Source organism: Colwellia sp. MB02u-9 (assembly GCF_014077085.1).
In the GTDB taxonomy this organism is placed as follows: domain Bacteria; phylum Pseudomonadota; class Gammaproteobacteria; order Enterobacterales; family Alteromonadaceae; genus Cognaticolwellia.
Genome location: NZ_JACGVF010000093.1, coordinates 1 through 16926, shown reverse-complemented (window position 1 = coordinate 16926; position 16926 = coordinate 1). Strand labels below are relative to the sequence as shown.

Sequence of the window (16926 nt, the reverse complement as noted above, 5' to 3'; positions counted from 1 at the left end):
TGCTTAGGTTATCCGCTGGATAAGTTAATAGTCGTGTTGACCAAATCCAGTTTGTCCTATGGGTAAAAATAAGGTTTGATAAAGTTTGGTGGCATATTCATCGGTCATCCCCGCGACATAATCAGCGATAACACGGTGTTGATTGAGCTTGTTTTCTTTTGCTTGTAGCCAACGCATGGAGGTGTTTTTAGGTAATAAGCGCTCAGGGTCGGAAGACAAGGCTTGAAATAATTCCATCACAATTTGCTGACCACGATATTCCAACCGTTGAATTGACGTTTGCTTGATCACAAATTGATAAACAAAGTCTTTGAAAATCTGTAGCACTTGAGCGGCAATTAACGGATGCACGGCATTATAGCGTAAAAGTGGCTCTTGAAAGTTACACACTTTAGTTGCGTTAATATCATCTAATTCGACGGCTGTTATTAAGTAATTCACTAAACCGCCAATGGCTTCTTTTTGCTGATATCGTTGAGGACTAAAAAGATTATCCGCTAAGCTTAAGCTATAATCGTGCAGCCAATCATCGTCTATTTTTAGTAGCCTTTTGATCACATTTTCATCAAAGTCTTGTTGATTAACCACGCCGGTAACTATGGCATCTTCTAGGTCATGAATGCCATAGGCAATATCATCGGCTAATTCCATCATCGAGCAATCTAAAGATTTATAATTGGTTTTACTATGGCTATTCGCTTTGCTGGTAAATTGTTGAAAAAGTGCTTTGTCTGACTGACATAAAGGCGCTAATACCCAATGAAACATTTCAATATCGTCAAGATATAAGCCTTTGGGTGGGTGCCATTTCGACGTTTCTAATTGGCGAAAAGATGCCGGTATTGCTTGCGGAATATTTTGTTGTAAATTGTTTAAGGTTTGTGGATATTTTATTAAGCCCAGTAGTGTTCTGCGGGTTAAGTTCATACCGAAATGTTCACTAAACGGTTCTAAGTGCGCCACGATACGAAAGGTTTGTCCATTGCCTTCAAAGCCACCATAATCACGCATCATATAATGTAGGGCAATTTCTCCACCATGGCCGAAGGGGGGATGGCCGATATCATGCGCTAAACATAATGCTTCAATCAAACTGTCGTCATTAGGCAGTAGGGCAGCGCTATGCTTAGGATATTTACTGCGAATTTGCGCGATAATGCCGCTACCAATTTGTGCCGCTTCTAAAGAATGGGTTAATCGGGTGCGATGAAAGTCACTTTGACCACTGCCCATCACTTGGGTTTTTGATTGCAATCGTCGAAATGCGGCTGAATGGAGAATACGTGCTCGGTCACGTTGAAATGGGCTGCGGTGATCTTGATGTCTTTTTGCGACTCGCTCTAATCGTCTTATTTGCCAAGGATTGTCCATGATGCCTCTGTTTTCACGCTGAATTAACCGTATGATACAAATAGTATATTATTCTTTAAAGGAAGGTAATACCCAAGCCATTAAGTTAGCTCTTACTCAGCACTTGCTAGCCGTTTGACCACGACTTTAATTTTTTCCCTCTAGGTACAGAGCCAAGTCTCTCGGTGGTGAATTTTTTTAGTATTTACAAGGAGGATTTACAGGGAGGAAAGCATGAGAAAAGAAGGAGTAAACACTGAGTGAATTTAATGAAGGTCAGTTGATATTGAGTTAATTTATTTTTCGTTTAGGACAAAGTCCCTCGCTGGTGAAATGGCTTAGCATTTTTTACCTTATTCAGTCCTCATTCACTTCTTCCTGTGAGTTTTTTAGTGTGTTACAGGGAGGAAAACATGAGAAAAGAAGGAGTAAGCACTGAGTAAATTTAATGAAGGTCAGTTGATATTGAGTAAGACATTACGTTAATTTATTTTGCTTTTATTGGTGTAGGACAACGTTTCTTGATTGTGACATGGTTTAGTGTTTTTTACCTCATTCAGTCCTCATTCATTTCTTCCTGTGAATTTTTTTAGAATTTACAGGGAGGAAAGAATGAGAAGAGAAGGAGTTAACACTGAGTAAACACGTAATAAATTTAATGTCGAAAGTTATGACATTGCTTTAATTTTTTTACTCTTCTCACCGAAGGACGAAATCCCTCTGTCCCTCGTGGTGAAATAGCATTGTGTTTTAGTGACAGTTAACCAACATAAGGCTATTTATTGGCAATAAATATTGCCCGTTTTGGCGCTGGGTAGCCTTCAATGGTTTTACTGTTATCATCAGGGTCAAGAAAGTCTTGTAATGATTCAGTATCTATCCAATCAGTTTTACGTTGTTCGTCAAGGGCCGTGATATCAGTATTAACCACACGAATATTTTTAAAACCACAACGTTCAAGCCATGCACACATAGCCTCACAACTGGGTAAGAACCAAACATTGCGCATTTTCGCGTAGCGCTCGCCCGGCACTAACACGGTATTTTCATCGCCATCAACCACTAGGGTTTCTAAGACCAGTTCGCCGCCTTTAACTAATTGCGCTTTTAGTTGGTAAAGAAAATCTATTGGCGAGCGTCGATGATACAAAACGCCCATAGCAAATACCGTATCGAAGGCATTTAACTCAGGCAACTGTTCAACACCTAGCGGTAATAAGTTAACGTGATCATCTTGAACAAAATGTTGTATGGCTTGAAATTGTGATAAAAACAATTGTGTCGGGTCAATACCCACAACAAACTCAGCACCTGCACCGCGCATGCGCCACAAGTGATAGCCACTGCCACAGCCAATATCGAGTACATAACGATGAGTTAAGTCACTAATATGCGGCGCTAAGCGATCCCATTTAAAATCAGAACGCCATTCAGTATCTATGTGTAGCCCATGAATATGATACGGGCCTTTACGCCAAGGTTTAAACTTTTTCAGTAAATTCTCTAAACGTTTATATTCACCGTCATTAATGTCAGCGCGTTCGCCTGCCCTTACTGTGGTACTAATATCAACACTTGATGGTGATGTTTTTGGTAGCGCCATTAAGGTTTTTTGCCATTGGGCAAACTCGCCGTGTAAATGTTGTTCACGCCACTGAGTCAGTTGCGCGGGTAAAATGTTAAGCCAGTGGCTTAATCGATTACTCGCTATTTTTTGATAGAAGTTGTTAAATGAAATCATGGGGTTATTTAATCGCGATCAGAGAAAAGAAGTTAAAACATTGAAACCAAGGCGCGTTATGGTTAAAGCCAGCCAGTTTTAAACGCTTTAAATGGGTGTCTAAATTATCAGTGAGCATGACGTTTTCTAGTGCGGTACGTTTTTGGGCGATTTCTAATTCGCTATAACCATTGGCACGCTTAAAGTCATGATGTAAGTCGACGAGTAACTCGTTGCAGACGCTGTCGGTATGAGCTATTTTCTCTGACAGTAGTAATAAACCACCGGGATTAAGGCCTTTAGCTATTTTATTTAACAATAATTGACGTTGTTCTGGCGCGATAAATTGTAAAGTAAAATTAAGCACTACCATAGAGGCATTTTTAATTTCAATATCAAGAATATTAGCTTCTATTATCTCAACCGGTGTTTCACCTTTAAAAGCACTCACATGCATTTTACAGCGTTCAACCATAGCGCTTGAGCTATCAATACCGACAATTTTACAGTTTTTTGCGCTGATACCTTTACGCATCGCCAATGTTGCCGCGCCGAGTGAACAGCCCAGGTCGTAAACTTGGCTGTTATCGGTGACATAGCGCTGACTGAGTCTGCCTATGGTATCAATAATAGTGCTATAACCAGGCACTGAGCGGCTGATCATATCGGGGAAAACTTCTACGACTTGTGCGTCGAATGCAAAGTCTTTAATTTTACTTTGTTTATTAGAAAAAATTAAATCGGTATCTGATGTTTTCATGATGTCAAAACTATACTAACGTTTGCGGCTATAAAAGCGTATTTTACCTGATATATTCTCTGATAAACAAGGTAATGTGTTTTTATGTTCTGCTTAGGGCGTTATAGCCGACTTTACGCCATTATTGGCAGTGCTTAGTACGGAATGAATAACCGGCTTAAAGCTTGAGGGGGTAAGCATCATCAATGTCATTAACCTGCATATCGAAGTGGAACGGGTCTAATTAGACTATTCATTGAATGTCGGGTGACTTTACTTAGCATTGCTTTATAATGTTGGCAATTTTTATCATCACAAGTTATAGATTTATAAAACATCTGTTAACTTGTTCAGCTTATTCGAATTTTAGGGTAAATACATGCGTAGTCTTTATTGTGGTGAGGTTAATGAATCTCATGTGGGTCAGGAAGTCACACTTTGTGGTTGGGTTAATCGTCGTCGTGACTTAGGTGCGGTAATTTTCTTAGATTTACGAGACCGTGAAGGTATCGTACAAGTTGTTTACGACCCGGACTTTCCTGAAGTGCTTGAAAAAGCCAATACTTTGCGTAATGAGTTTTGTGTGCAAATTAGAGGTAAAGTACGCGCTCGTCCTGATGGCCAAGTGAATAAAGATATGGCAACTGGCGCTATTGAAGTGTTGGGCTTAGAGTTGACTATTTTAAATAAGTCAGCACCGCTACCTTTAGATTCAAATCAGAAGAACTCTGAAGAGCTGCGATTAAAATATCGTTATCTTGATTTACGTCGCCCAGAAATGACTGAGCGTATGCGTTTTCGCGCTAAAGTGACTTCAGCGGTGCGTGCATCACTCGAATCACAAGGCTTTTTGGATATAGAAACACCCATTTTAACAGCCGCTACCCCTGAAGGTGCGCGTGATTATTTAGTGCCTAGTCGTACTCATAAAGGGCAATTTTTTGCTTTACCACAGTCACCACAATTATTTAAACAATTGTTGATGATGTCAGGTATGGAACGCTACTATCAAATCGTTAAATGTTTTCGTGATGAAGACTTACGTGCAGATCGCCAACCAGAATTTACTCAAATTGATATTGAAACCTCATTTATGAGTTCAGATCAAGTGATGCAAGTGACTGAAACTATGATCCGCGGCTTATTCCAAGAGCTACTTAACGTAGACTTAGGTGAATTTCCGCGCATGACTTATTTAGAGGCGATGACTCGTTTTGGCTCTGATAAACCAGATTTACGTAATCCACTTGAAATTGTTGACGTGGCTGACATCTTAAAAGATGTTGAGTTTAAAGTGTTCTCTGGCCCGGCTAACGACGATAAAGGCCGAGTTGCCGTTATTTGTATTCCAGGAGGCGCCGCTAAATTCTCTCGTAAAGGGATTGACGAGTTAACTAAATTTGTTGGTATTTACGGCGCGAAGGGCATGCCCTGGTTAAAAGTTAATGACCTTGATGCCGGTCTTGAAGGCTTACAATCACCGATTTTAAAATTCTTAGATGAAGCCGCCGTTAATGCCTTATTAACCCGTACTCATGCTAAAACCGGCGATATTATTTTCTTTGGCTCAGACACTTATAATGTGGTGACTGAATCATTAGGTGCTTTGCGTTTAAAAGTGGGTGAAGAGCTTGAGTTATTGCAAGGTGATTGGAAACCATTATGGGTTGTCGACTTTCCAATGTTTGAAGAAGCTGACGGCAACATGCATGCTATTCATCATCCGTTTACCGCGCCAACCAATTTAACCGCTGCTGAATTAGAAGCAAATCCAGTGGGTGCTTTGTCTGATGCCTATGACATGGTGCTTAATGGCTGTGAATTAGGTGGTGGTTCAGTGCGTATTCATAATCAAGATATGCAAGCCGCTGTATTTCGCATTCTCGGTATTAGCGATGAAGAAGCGCAAGAAAAGTTTGGTTTCTTACTAGAAGCATTACAATACGGCGCGCCACCACATGCCGGTTTAGCCTTTGGTTTAGACCGTTTAGTGATGCTGATGACTGGAGCTAGTTCAATTCGTGATGTGATGGCATTCCCGAAAACAACAACTGCGGCGTGTCCGTTAACTAATGCGCCAGGTCATGCAAACCCAGCACAACTGGCTGAATTAGGCATTGCTTGTTTGGCAAAAGAAACTGATACTGAGCCAAAAGCAGAATAACGTCGGTTAGAAAAATTTTAACGTGATTAAGCGTTAATGTTAAAACAATTAAAACGCACGAATTAATGCTACTTAGGCCTTATTCGTGCGTTTTTTTTCAATAGTATTATTTTTAAAGTTAACGCTTTTATTAAGGTAAATGACGAGTGAGTATTATTTTAGGTATTGACCCAGGGTCACGTTTAACCGGCTATGGCGTCATTAAACAATCGGGCCGTAATTTTACCTATTTAGGCAGTGGTTGTATTAAAGCCACAGCGGCAGGTGAAGATTTAGGTATGCGCTTGCAAACAATTTTTGCTGGCGTTAGTGAGCTTATCTTGCAATTTCAACCTGACATGTTTGCTATTGAGCAAGTCTTTATGGCGAAAAATCCTGATTCTGCATTAAAGTTAGGCCAAGCCAGAGGTGCGGCTATTGTTGCGGCGACGAACAATGGTTTAACGATTGCAGAATACTCTGCTAGACAAATTAAGCAATCGGTTGTGGGTACAGGTGCGGCAGATAAAACGCAAGTGCAACATATGGTTAAAACTATTTTGAAATTACCGGGCACACCTCAAGCTGATGCCGCCGATGCACTGGCCGTTGCACTTTGTCATGCGCACAGTCACGACTCGATCAGTAAACTCTCAGGCCAAGCCACTAAAACAGTACGTGGACGCTTACGCTAATAGCTATTTGTTTAGTATTATCGTTATTTGTGCACCGCTTTAAATAATTCAGGGCGTAAACTTTACTGTATAAATATCTAGTGGTATGGTGTTGTCATATAGTATATCAAGCAAAGGTTAAGCCGTGATTGGACGTTTACGTGGCATATTAATAGAAAAAATGGCCCCCGAAATTTTAATTGAATGTAATGGTGTTGGTTATGAAGTGACAATGCCAATGACCAGCATTTATGCCCTTGGCGAGGTTAATCAAGAAGCGACTTTATATACCCACTTTGTGGTACGCGAAGATGCACAATTACTTTATGGCTTTGCTAATAAAGTGGAGCGTAAACTGTTTCGCTTACTGATCAAGGTTAATGGGGTTGGGCCTAAATTAGGCTTGGCTATTTTGTCAGGCATGTCTGCCGATCAATTTGTCAGTTGTGTTATACATGACGATTTAACCACCATAGTGAAAATACCCGGTGTTGGCAAAAAAACAGCGGAACGCTTGTTGATTGAAATGCGCGATAGATTAAAAGATTGGCAAACTGACAGTAGTGATGCTTTGGTGCACATGATGCCAACGGATGTTAATCAAGCGAATGCCTTTATCAGTGATAGTAAAGGCGATGCTATTAACGCCTTAGTTTCTTTAGGGTATAGTCAACTACAAGCAGACAAAGCAGTTAAATCAGCTTTTCATCCTGACAAAAGTAGCGAAGACTTGATCCGTGGTGCCTTAAAAGCCATGTTATAAATATTAATCACTTCGCCATATCGACGATAACAAGTTTGGGCCAAAGGTAAATGACGATAAAATTTTTCAATGAGTTTTCAATGAATTTTTCAATGAGTAATACATGATAGAAGCAGACAGATTAATTGAACCCGTAGCCACCCGTGAAGATGAAACGGTTGACCGAGCTATTAGGCCTAAAATGTTGTCCGACTATACTGGGCAGGCTCATGTAAAGTCTCAAATGGAAATTTTCATTGCGGCGGCTTTGAAAAGACGAGAGCCGCTTGACCATTTGTTAATTTTTGGTCCACCGGGTTTAGGTAAAACCACCTTAGCCAATATCGTCGCCAATGAAATGGGCGTCAGTGTTCGGGCTACCTCAGGTCCGGTATTGGAAAAAGCCGGTGATTTGGCGGCATTACTGACTAACCTTGAAGAAAATGATGTCTTGTTTATCGATGAAATTCATCGTTTAAGTCCTGTGGTAGAAGAAATTCTTTACCCAGCAATGGAAGATTATCAGTTAGATATTATGATCGGCGAAGGGCCAGCAGCCCGCTCTATAAAACTTGATTTACCGCCCTTTACCTTAATTGGTGCAACAACTCGCGCAGGCGCGTTAACCTCACCACTTCGCGATCGTTTCGGGATAGTGCAACGGCTAGAATTTTATAACACGCAAGAGTTAACCGAAATTGTCATGCGTTCAGCACATTTCTTAGATTTAGACATTGCTCAAGCGGGAGCATTTGAAGTCGCAAGGCGTTCTCGTGGTACACCGCGCATTGCTAATCGCTTATTACGCAGAGTCAGAGATTACGCGGATGTAAAAACTGACGGTATAGTCAGTAAAGCAACCGCTGCCAGTGCCTTAGATATGTTAGAGGTAGATAATGAAGGTTTCGATTTAATGGACCGGAAATTATTGGAAGCGATCATTGATAAATTTGCCGGCGGCCCCGTTGGTCTTGATAACATTGCCGCTGCCATTGGCGAAGAACGTGAAACCATTGAAGATGTACTAGAGCCTTTTTTAATCCAGCAAGGTTTTTTACAACGCACACCGCGCGGGCGAATTGCTACAAGTAGAGCTTATCTACACTTTGGCTTAGACTTTCCAAGTTAACTGCTAAGTTTTTACCGTTATAAAAAGCACCTTAGGGTGCTTTTTTTGTTCAGGATGAACGGTATGGCGTGGTCACATGGATGTGAAAGAACGTCGATGTTTATTCTTTGAATTTTAAGTAAAAAAAAGCCCACATAAATCTATGTGGGCCAACTTAAAATATAAGCTGCTAAAAGGAAATGGGGATCCTAGAAAATATATAACAGAGAAAGGTAACAACACCTATCAAAACATTTGTGGGCTAAGATGAAAAATGTAAAAAACAAAATTCGTGCGCTAGCTCAAACAACAAGGCTATTCTAGTCCGATGAGTTGAGCAACACAAACAAAAATAATTTATGTTAATCATTAGGAAAACTAATGCGAAATAAATTATAGTAATCTTGCATTAATATAGGGAGAGCAACCATTTACAGTCGCTGATCAGTAATGATTTTTTATAATATTAGACTAATAAAAGATCCGTAATTAGATTTATTGTTGAAATTTTTACAAAGAAAGTACCTTAGCTCTTGTTCCGTGTGAGCTTTATCTATTAAGATAAGCACTTGAAAATTTTATACTAAGATAAATCGAAAAATTTAATGTCATTAAGCAGTCATCAACACACCGTACGTGTTTACTATGAAGATACCGATGCCGGTGGTATCGTTTATTACGCGAACTATTTAAAGTTTTTTGAACGCGCTAGAACAGAATGGCTGCGCGAACTTGGCATTAATCAATCAATATTTTTAGAACAAAATATCGGTTTTGTGGTCACAAAGGTGGCAATGGACAATAAGGCATCAGCAAAACTTGATGACTTGCTAACAATGACCACAACAATAAGCCGATTAAAGTCTGCGAGTTTGGTATTTTCACAGCAACTTGTGAACCAGAACCAGATAACATTATGTACGGCTGAGATTAAAGTCGCTTGTGTTAACTTGGCTCTAGCAAAACCTAAACCTTGTACTATCCCCAAAAGCATATTAGGAGCATTAAAACGTGTCAGCTGAAATTTCGTTTTTTGATTTATTTTTACAGGCCAGTTTATTAGTTCAGCTGGTCATGTTGACCTTATTAGGATTTTCAATTGCCTGTTGGACCATGATTTTTCAACGTCGTAAAGTATTGCTTGCAGCTAAAATACAATTAAAAGACTTTGAAGACAAATTTTGGAGTGGGGCTGATTTAAGTAAGCTCTACAGTGAAGTTTCTGCCAAAGAGCATATTGACGGTATTGAAAGTCTTTTTGTTTCTGGTTTTCGTGAATTTGCTCGTTTACGTAAATCGCATGGCTATTCACCGCAAGTGATAGTTGACGGCACGCACCGGGCAATGCGCGTGGCAATGTCAAGAGAAGTCGATAACTTGGAAACACATTTGCCCTTTATGGCCACCGTTGGCTCAATAAGCCCTTATATTGGTTTGTTTGGTACCGTGTGGGGTATCATGAATTCATTTATTGCCCTAGGTGCGGTTGAGCAAGCCACTCTGGCTATGGTTGCGCCCGGTATTGCCGAGGCATTAATCGCGACTGCAATGGGGTTGTTTGCCGCCATTCCTGCCGTGATGGCATTTAACCGTTTTAGTCATAATGTTGAAAAACTTGAAAATAGCTATGGTAACTTTATGGACGAATTTTCAAGTATATTACAAAGACAAACAGCGACAGAGCAACACGGCTAAGGTAGAGATTAACTATGTATAATCGAGTCAGGCGCCGCAAGGTTGCTGAGATAAATGTAGTACCTTATATTGACGTAATGTTAGTGTTGCTGATTATTTTTATGGTAACGGCACCGCTGATAACACAAGGCGTTAAAGTTGATTTACCGCAAGCTGATGCGCAACCTCTCAGTAAAGACATGAAACCGCCTTTAGTGGCTTCAGTTGATGCTAATGGCAATTATTATCTGGCGGTTGGAACCAGCAAAAATGAACCTATGTCAGCAGAAGAAGTTGCCACCTTAGTCGCCGCACATTTAAAGTTGGCACCTGATACCCCCGTGGTGGTTAATGGCGATGGTGCGGTTTCTTATGATGCGGTTATTCAATTAATGGTGATGTTACAAAAAATAGCAGGTGTACCATCTGTTGGTTTAATGACTGATACCCCGGAGAGTAAGTAGTGTCATCGAAGTATTCAACTCCCTTAGCGTTAAGTTTTGCCATACACATAGTACTTGCTGTTGTTTTGTTGTGGGGTGATTTCTCATCGCCACCAAAATCGACGCCAACGTCAGTACAAATGGAGCCTATTCAAGCGGTTGTTGTTGAAAGAAGTAAAGTAGAGGCGCAAATTAATAAGATTAAAAAGCAAAAGGCCGATGACGCTCAAAAGCTTAAAAATCTTGAGAATAGTATTGCCGCCGCAAAAGAAAAACAACTAAATGAAGAAAAACGCATTAAGAGTCTTGAACGTCAGCGTAAGATAAAAGAGCAAGAAAAAAAGGCAGCTGACAGCGCGGCTAAAAAGTCTCAAGCTAAAGCAAATGCGGCAGACAAACAGCGCAAACAAAAAGAGCTTGAAAGAGCGCAAGCTGATAAAGCGGCAGCAGACGCGCAAGCTAAGCGAATAAAAGAAGAGCAAGCAGCTAAAAAAGCAGAAGATTTACGTAAAAAGAAAGCGGCAGAGCAAAAACGTAAACAGCAAGAAGATCGAGAACGTGCCGCTCAGCAAAAGTTATTAGAGCAACAAATGGCTGAAGAAATGGCCAATCGTCAACAGGCTCGTCGCCAACAAATGATGACAGAAATTGGTCGGTTTACCGCATTAATAACGCAAACCATAAAGCGTAATTTGATCACTGACCGTAGCACGATGGAAGGTAAATCTTGTAAGTTAACCATAAGTCTAGCACCCTCAGGTTTTGTGACCAATGTGGTCACAGGCCAAGGCGACAGACGAGTTTGTGAAGCAGCAAAAACAGCGGTATATAAAGCGGGTACTTTACCTGTTTCTAAAGACCCTGAAATATTTCGAGAAATGAGAACGATCAGTTTAACGGTAGCACCAGACAAATTTAATTAAGTTTTTGTATATATTAGGAAGATAATCGACGCTATGAAAAATATAACTTTATTTTTACTATTCTTTGCTGCAGTGTTTTCGCAGCAGGTAAGGGCAACGTTAGAAATTGTTATCACCGAAGGTGTTGATAGTGCACGACCCATTGCCGTGTTGCCATTTAAATGGACAGGAACGGGTGTTATGCCAGAGCGTTTATCTACAGTGGTCAGTGATGATTTACTACGCAGTGGTAAATTTAGTCCAATTAAAGCCTCACGTTATCCTCAGATACCTAACAAGGATAGTGAAATTGATTACAGCGCTTGGGCAAGTGAAGGTGTTGAAGCCGTTGTTATTGGTGAAGTTAGCGAAACCTCGATAGGTCGTTATCAAATTAAATACCAGCTGGTTGATGTTATTCGTGGCCAAGTTACTGGTGGCGAAACGCAAATGTTAAGTAATGGCAAGTTAGTGCGTACCTCAGATCATATTTTGGATGAAAGTACCGTTGAGATTGGCGCCGATCAATTTCGTCGTTACGCCCACCGTATCAGTGATGCTGTTTATGAAAAGCTCACAGGTACACGTGGTGCATTTTTAACAAAAATTGCCTATGTCATTGTGCGCGATCAAGGTGAATATCCTTATCAGTTAGCTATTGCCGATTACGATGGTTTTAACGAACATGTTTTATTAAGTTCAAAAGAGCCATTAATGTCACCATCGTGGCACCCCAGTGGTAATCAGTTAGCTTATGTAACCTTTGAAAATCGACAAGCACAAATTCATATTATTGATATTTATTCCGGGCAACGTAATTTAATCAGCTCGTTTGAAGGCATTAACAGTGCACCTAATTGGTCACCAGATGGTAAAAAACTGGCAATGGTATTGTCTAAAGATGATAATCCTGAGCTTTACGTGATGAATGTTGCAACGAAAAAGTTACGACGTATAACCCGTCATCGTGCCATTGATACTGAACCCAGTTGGACACCAGACGGCAAGTCATTGATATTTAGTTCAGAACGGGGTGGAAGAGCGCAGCTATATCGCGTAAGTTTAGTAGATGGCAAAATTAGAAGGCTAACTTTTGATGGCGAAATGAACCTAGGTGGCTCATTAACACCTGATGGTCGTCAATTAGTGATGGTAAATCGTACAAACGGTAAGTATCATCTAGCCAAGCAAGAATTTGATTCAGGGATTTTTCAAGTGTTAACCACAACACGTTTGGACGAATCACCAAGTATATCACCTAACGGTGGTATGATTATTTATAGTACTTTACACAATAACCGTCAGGTACTAAGTTTAGTTTCCGTAGATGGAAGATTTAAGGCAAGGTTGCCAGCACTTAATGGCGAAGTGAAGTCACCTTCATGGTCACCATTTTTATAATAATTATTAGTAATTTAATTTGTAAATAATAAGGACACATAAAATGCGCTTTAATAAAACAGTAAAAGCCTTAGCGGTTGTTTTACCTATCATGGCTTTATCGGCTTGTAGTTCATCTGACTCAGCTAGCGAAGACGCTAGTGCGATGCAAAAAAATGAAGCCGTTATGGCTGAACAAAAAGCTCGTGAAGCAGCCGAACTTGTAAAAGTTGAAGCAATGCAACGTGCTGATGCTATTGAAGCTAAAAAACGTCAAGAAATTGAAAAATTACGTTCAGAGCATATTGTTTATTTTGATTTTGACAGATCAACAGTAAGTGGTGATTTTGTCGCTATTCTTGAAGCACATGCTGAGTTTCTTAACGAAAACTCAACGGTCAACGTGTTAATTGAAGGTCATGCTGATGAACGTGGTACACCTGAATATAACATTGCATTAGGCGAGCGCCGTGCAAAAGCTATTGAAACGTTTTTAGAGAACATGGGCGTTTCAGCTGCACAATTAAGCACAGTAAGTTACGGCGAAGAAAAACCAATGGTTAAAGATCGTAGCGAAGGCGCGTTTGCTAAAAACCGTCGTGCCGTGTTGGTCTACTAATCAGGTAATGAAATGAAACCCAATAGTATTCTATTCGGGATGACGTTCGCTGTGGCTGCCAATTTGGCAGTAGCAGCTGAACGGGCTCCTGTTATTGAAGTAACCGCTGGCACGCCTACCAAGGCTGCCAAATTAAGCTTGAGTGAACAGCTGGTTAGTCTTGAGCGCAAACTTGATGCCCGTAACAGAGCCCAAGTTAACGTTCAACGACAACTCGATGAACTGCAAAACGAAGTTAACGAGCTTCGTGGCATCACTGAGTTACACACTTATCAATTGAGTCAGGTACTTGACCGTCAACGTGAGTTGTATCAAGAGCTTGATCGCAGAGTATCAGAAGCACTAAAACCAGCAAATCAAATACCCGCAACAATCATTGCACCTAGCGGTGATGCAGGTAAGGTAAATTACAGTAATAACTTAACTGAAAATGAAGCCTATGATCGTGCGGTTAATATGGTGTTAAAAGATAAGCGTTACGAACAAGCTATTCCTGAGTTTGAAGCGTTTAATCAAAGGTACCCTAACTCGACTTATGCAGCGAACGCCCATTATTGGTTAGGACAGTTATTGTTTAACAAAGGTGAGTTAACTCAAGCACGTCAAGAATTTGATGTAGTGGTGAGTAATTATCCTGATTCCAGTAAACGTAGTGACGCAATGTTAAAGCTTGCTATGGTTGAGCAAAAAGAAAATAATGAAACCAAAGCGATTGCCGTATACAAAAAGCTGATAGCGCAATACCCTAATTCAAGTGCTGCAAAACTAGCGCAACCACGATTAAATAGTATCAAACCATAATTTTTGCTTATAAGTTGTGCGCTTTGGTGGCTTTTTGTTCGAACAAACAATAAAGTGCAAAAAAGTCGACGATTGTTGTTGCACTTAAAAATATTATGAGTATTATATGCCCCGCATTGGACGAGTAGTCCAGCGGGAACAAATACCGGTCGTTAGCTCAGTTGGTAGAGCAGTTGGCTTTTAACCAATTTGTCGAAGGTTCAAATCCTTCACGACCGACCACTTTTTTACCAATAAAAGTGTTTGGTATTTGTTTCAGAATATATGACGGTCGTTAGCTCAGTTGGTAGAGCAGTTGGCTTTTAACCAATTTGTCGAAGGTTCAAATCCTTCACGACCGACCACTTTTCTTAACCTTGATAGTTGATAGTTAAGAACATAGTGGCATTGAAATTAGCACCATGCGGTTTCATTATTAAAAATTAAAAGTAGTTTATCGGTCGTTAGCTCAGTTGGTAGAGCAGTTGGCTTTTAACCAATTTGTCGAAGGTTCAAATCCTTCACGACCGACCACTTTTAAAAACCCTATCTTATACCTCAGTAATGTTTTATTTTACCTAAGCACCTACACCATTATTCATATCAGTAACTTAATTTTTATATTTCTTATCCACCTTGAACCATATTCGTAGTACACTTTTATTCTTCTATACCTTATAATTCTCACGATTTTAAAGGCACTCATTGAGAAGACATATGACCCAAGCAAATTTAGCCGTTGACTTTGACTTTCAATTCCCCAAAAAGGCTACGCCACTAAGTGCTGTAGAGCGTGAAGAGTATAAAGCACGTATCAAATTATTATTGAAAGAAAAAAACGCTGTACTTGTTGCACATTATTACACTGATCCTGAAATTCAAGCATTAGCAGAAGAAACCGGTGGTTGTGTAGCTGATTCATTAGAAATGGCAAGATTTGGTAACAACCATCCTGCAGAGACTTTGATTGTAGCGGGTGTGCGTTTTATGGGTGAAACGTCAAAAGTACTGACCCCAGAAAAAACAGTGGTAATGCCTACATTAGAAGCCACATGTTCGTTAGATTTAGGTTGCCCAATTGAAGAGTTTAGTGCTTTTTGTGATCAACACCCTGACAGAACCGTTGTGGTCTATGCTAATACTTCTACCGCTGTTAAAGCTCGTGCTGATTGGATAGTGACTTCATCATGTGCTTTAGAAATTGTTGAGCATCTTGATGACCTGGGTGAGAAAATTATTTGGGGTCCTGATCGCCATCTAGGTGCATACATTGAAAAGCAAACGGGTGCCGACATGATCATGTGGCAAGGTGCTTGTATTGTTCATGATGAGTTTAAAACCAAAGCACTCATTGATATGAAGGCGCTTCATCCAGATGCTGCCGTGCTTGTTCATCCGGAATCACCAGCAGAAATAATTGATCTGGCCGATTCGGTAGGGTCAACTAGCCAATTAATTAAAGCGGCTCAAGCACTACCCAATAAAAAATTCATTGTGGCGACGGACCGTGGTATTTTTTATAAAATGCAACAGTTATGCCCTGATAAAGAATTCTTTGAAGCACCAACAGCTGGCGAAGGTGCTACATGTCGTAGTTGCGCACATTGTCCGTGGATGGCAATGAATGGCTTAAAGGAAATTGAACAAGCACTGTTAAACCCAGAAGGTAGAGAAGTCTTCGTTGATATGAAACTTCGCACAGGAGCGCTTAAATCTCTAGATCGCATGTTAAATTTTAATACTGAAATGAACAAAAATAAGTAATCTTATTATACGTTGGCTGTTAAATAAGCAACTGATTTAACTTTGTTTAAATTAGGTTGCGTTATAGAGATTATTTTTCTAACATAGCGCAGCTCGGTACGAGGAGCTCAATAGATAGTGATTAAAACGGTGAGGTGTCCGAGTGGCCGAAGGAGCACGCCTGGAAAGCGTGTAAGGCGCAAGCCTTCGAGGGTTCGAATCCCTCCCTCACCGCCATCTATTGATTTACTGTAAGGTATAACAATATTAAATATGAAAGCCGCTAGTTATCTAGCGGCTTTTTTCGTTTCCAAACCTTGCATTCAATCCAGTCAACAATGCCTTTTGCACTCTATAACTAACTAGTCATGCTAAAAAATTAAACCTAAGCGCTATTCAATAACTAATCTTAGCGGTAAGTAAGTTTGTATTCATTCATAACAAGGGTTATTAGAAATGAACACAGTATAGAAGGGTCTAATAGAATATTATTAGGCAGCGTCTTACAATTAAGTTAATCATTTAAGATAAAAGGCGTTTGAAGGCCATTGTTACTTGCATTAACTTAAGCAAAAGCCCGCTATTTATTACGCATTAGTGTTTATTAATGTATGTATCGGCTTCTATTTGCTCACATTGCTTAATTAAAAAGCAAACAGTCATTTAATCGCAATTTAATTGATATTAGGTGTTGACGTGAAGCGAGAAATCTCTAGAATGCGCTCCAGTTCCAAGGGGTAACCCAAACGAACGGTTTTAATAAGTTATCTAATCTAGTCTAGCTTGATTAAGTTAACTTAACGTTTTAAAAATGAGTTTGAATCTTCTGAAAAGAAAGTTTAAAAAATCTAAATAAAACGTTGACATTAAAACTCAGGTGCGTAGAATGCGCATCTCGCTTCAGGCAAG

Annotated in this window: 15 protein-coding genes and 4 tRNA genes; 16 read left to right on the top strand and 3 right to left on the bottom strand. The window is 40.1% G+C overall.

Annotated features, from left to right (window positions below):
• Positions 1–24 precede the first annotated feature (24 nt).
• The 3 genes from H4J65_RS08375 to cmoA all read right to left on the bottom strand — a co-directional run bounded on the left by H4J65_RS08375 (position 25) and on the right by cmoA (position 3830).
• Positions 25–1371 carry an anti-phage deoxyguanosine triphosphatase gene (locus H4J65_RS08375; protein WP_182197467.1) on the bottom strand — a complete coding sequence of 449 codons (1347 nt, stop codon included), beginning with the start codon at positions 1369–1371 and terminating at the stop codon, positions 25–27.
• A gap of 754 nt (positions 1372–2125) precedes the next feature.
• Positions 2126–3091, bottom strand: coding sequence for a tRNA 5-methoxyuridine(34)/uridine 5-oxyacetic acid(34) synthase CmoB (gene cmoB / locus H4J65_RS08370; protein ID WP_182136097.1), 966 nt, complete (start codon positions 3089–3091; stop codon positions 2126–2128).
• A 4-nt stretch (positions 3092–3095) separates the two neighbouring features.
• Positions 3096–3830 (bottom strand): carboxy-S-adenosyl-L-methionine synthase CmoA, encoded by a 735-nt coding sequence (gene cmoA, locus H4J65_RS08365; protein ID WP_182197465.1) that lies wholly within the window; start codon positions 3828–3830, stop codon positions 3096–3098.
• 358 nt (positions 3831–4188) lie between these two features.
• Between cmoA and aspS the strand changes: the two genes are divergently transcribed.
• The 16 genes from aspS (at position 4189) to H4J65_RS08285 (ending at position 16254) form a co-directional block, all read left to right on the top strand.
• Positions 4189–5973, top strand: a complete 1785-nt coding sequence (gene aspS / locus H4J65_RS08360) for an aspartate--tRNA ligase (protein ID WP_182185252.1) — start codon at positions 4189–4191, stop codon at positions 5971–5973.
• A 146-nt stretch (positions 5974–6119) separates the two neighbouring features.
• Positions 6120–6647, top strand: a complete 528-nt coding sequence (ruvC, locus tag H4J65_RS08355) for a crossover junction endodeoxyribonuclease RuvC (RefSeq protein WP_182136094.1) — start codon at positions 6120–6122, stop codon at positions 6645–6647.
• A gap of 124 nt (positions 6648–6771) precedes the next feature.
• Positions 6772–7389, top strand: a complete 618-nt coding sequence (gene ruvA, locus H4J65_RS08350; protein WP_182197454.1) for a Holliday junction branch migration protein RuvA — start codon at positions 6772–6774, stop codon at positions 7387–7389.
• A gap of 103 nt (positions 7390–7492) precedes the next feature.
• On the top strand, positions 7493–8497 hold the full coding sequence (gene ruvB, locus H4J65_RS08345; RefSeq protein WP_182185251.1) for a Holliday junction branch migration DNA helicase RuvB: 1005 nt from the start codon (positions 7493–7495) through the stop codon (positions 8495–8497).
• Between the two features lie 584 nt (positions 8498–9081).
• Entirely contained in the window at positions 9082–9498 is a 417-nt protein-coding gene (gene ybgC, locus H4J65_RS08340; protein WP_182136091.1) for a tol-pal system-associated acyl-CoA thioesterase, read from the top strand.
• A complete protein-coding gene (gene tolQ / locus H4J65_RS08335; RefSeq protein ID WP_182136090.1) occupies positions 9488–10171 on the top strand; it encodes a protein TolQ in 684 nt (227 codons plus the stop codon). The genes ybgC and tolQ overlap by 11 nt, the downstream gene beginning before the upstream one ends.
• A 14-nt stretch (positions 10172–10185) precedes the next feature.
• The gene (gene tolR / locus H4J65_RS08330; protein WP_182136089.1) at positions 10186–10614 is read left to right on the top strand and encodes a protein TolR; all 429 of its coding nucleotides are present in this window, start codon (positions 10186–10188) and stop codon (positions 10612–10614) included.
• Positions 10614–11516 (top strand): cell envelope integrity protein TolA, encoded by a 903-nt coding sequence (gene tolA, locus H4J65_RS18190; RefSeq protein ID WP_182185249.1) that lies wholly within the window; start codon positions 10614–10616, stop codon positions 11514–11516. Before tolR ends, tolA begins: the two co-directional genes overlap by 1 nt.
• Positions 11517–11549: 33 nt before the next feature.
• Entirely contained in the window at positions 11550–12896 is a 1347-nt protein-coding gene (gene tolB, locus H4J65_RS08320; RefSeq protein WP_182197452.1) for a Tol-Pal system beta propeller repeat protein TolB, read from the top strand.
• A 43-nt stretch (positions 12897–12939) separates the two neighbouring features.
• Positions 12940–13494: a peptidoglycan-associated lipoprotein Pal gene (pal, locus tag H4J65_RS08315; RefSeq protein ID WP_182136086.1), complete on the top strand. Its 555-nt coding sequence runs from the start codon at positions 12940–12942 to the stop codon at positions 13492–13494.
• Between the two features lie 12 nt (positions 13495–13506).
• Entirely contained in the window at positions 13507–14295 is a 789-nt protein-coding gene (ybgF, locus tag H4J65_RS08310; protein ID WP_182136085.1) for a tol-pal system protein YbgF, read from the top strand.
• Positions 14296–14441: 146 nt separating this feature from the next.
• Positions 14442–14517 (top strand) — tRNA-Lys (locus H4J65_RS08305).
• A 46-nt stretch (positions 14518–14563) separates the two neighbouring features.
• Positions 14564–14639: transfer RNA gene (locus H4J65_RS08300), tRNA-Lys, on the top strand.
• A 93-nt stretch (positions 14640–14732) separates the two neighbouring features.
• A tRNA-Lys gene (locus H4J65_RS08295) sits at positions 14733–14808 on the top strand.
• A 183-nt stretch (positions 14809–14991) separates the two neighbouring features.
• The gene (nadA, locus tag H4J65_RS08290; RefSeq protein ID WP_182185248.1) at positions 14992–16038 is read left to right on the top strand and encodes a quinolinate synthase NadA; all 1047 of its coding nucleotides are present in this window, start codon (positions 14992–14994) and stop codon (positions 16036–16038) included.
• 128 nt (positions 16039–16166) lie between these two features.
• Positions 16167–16254: transfer RNA gene (locus H4J65_RS08285), tRNA-Ser, on the top strand.
• The last annotated feature ends 672 nt before the right edge of the window (positions 16255–16926 follow it).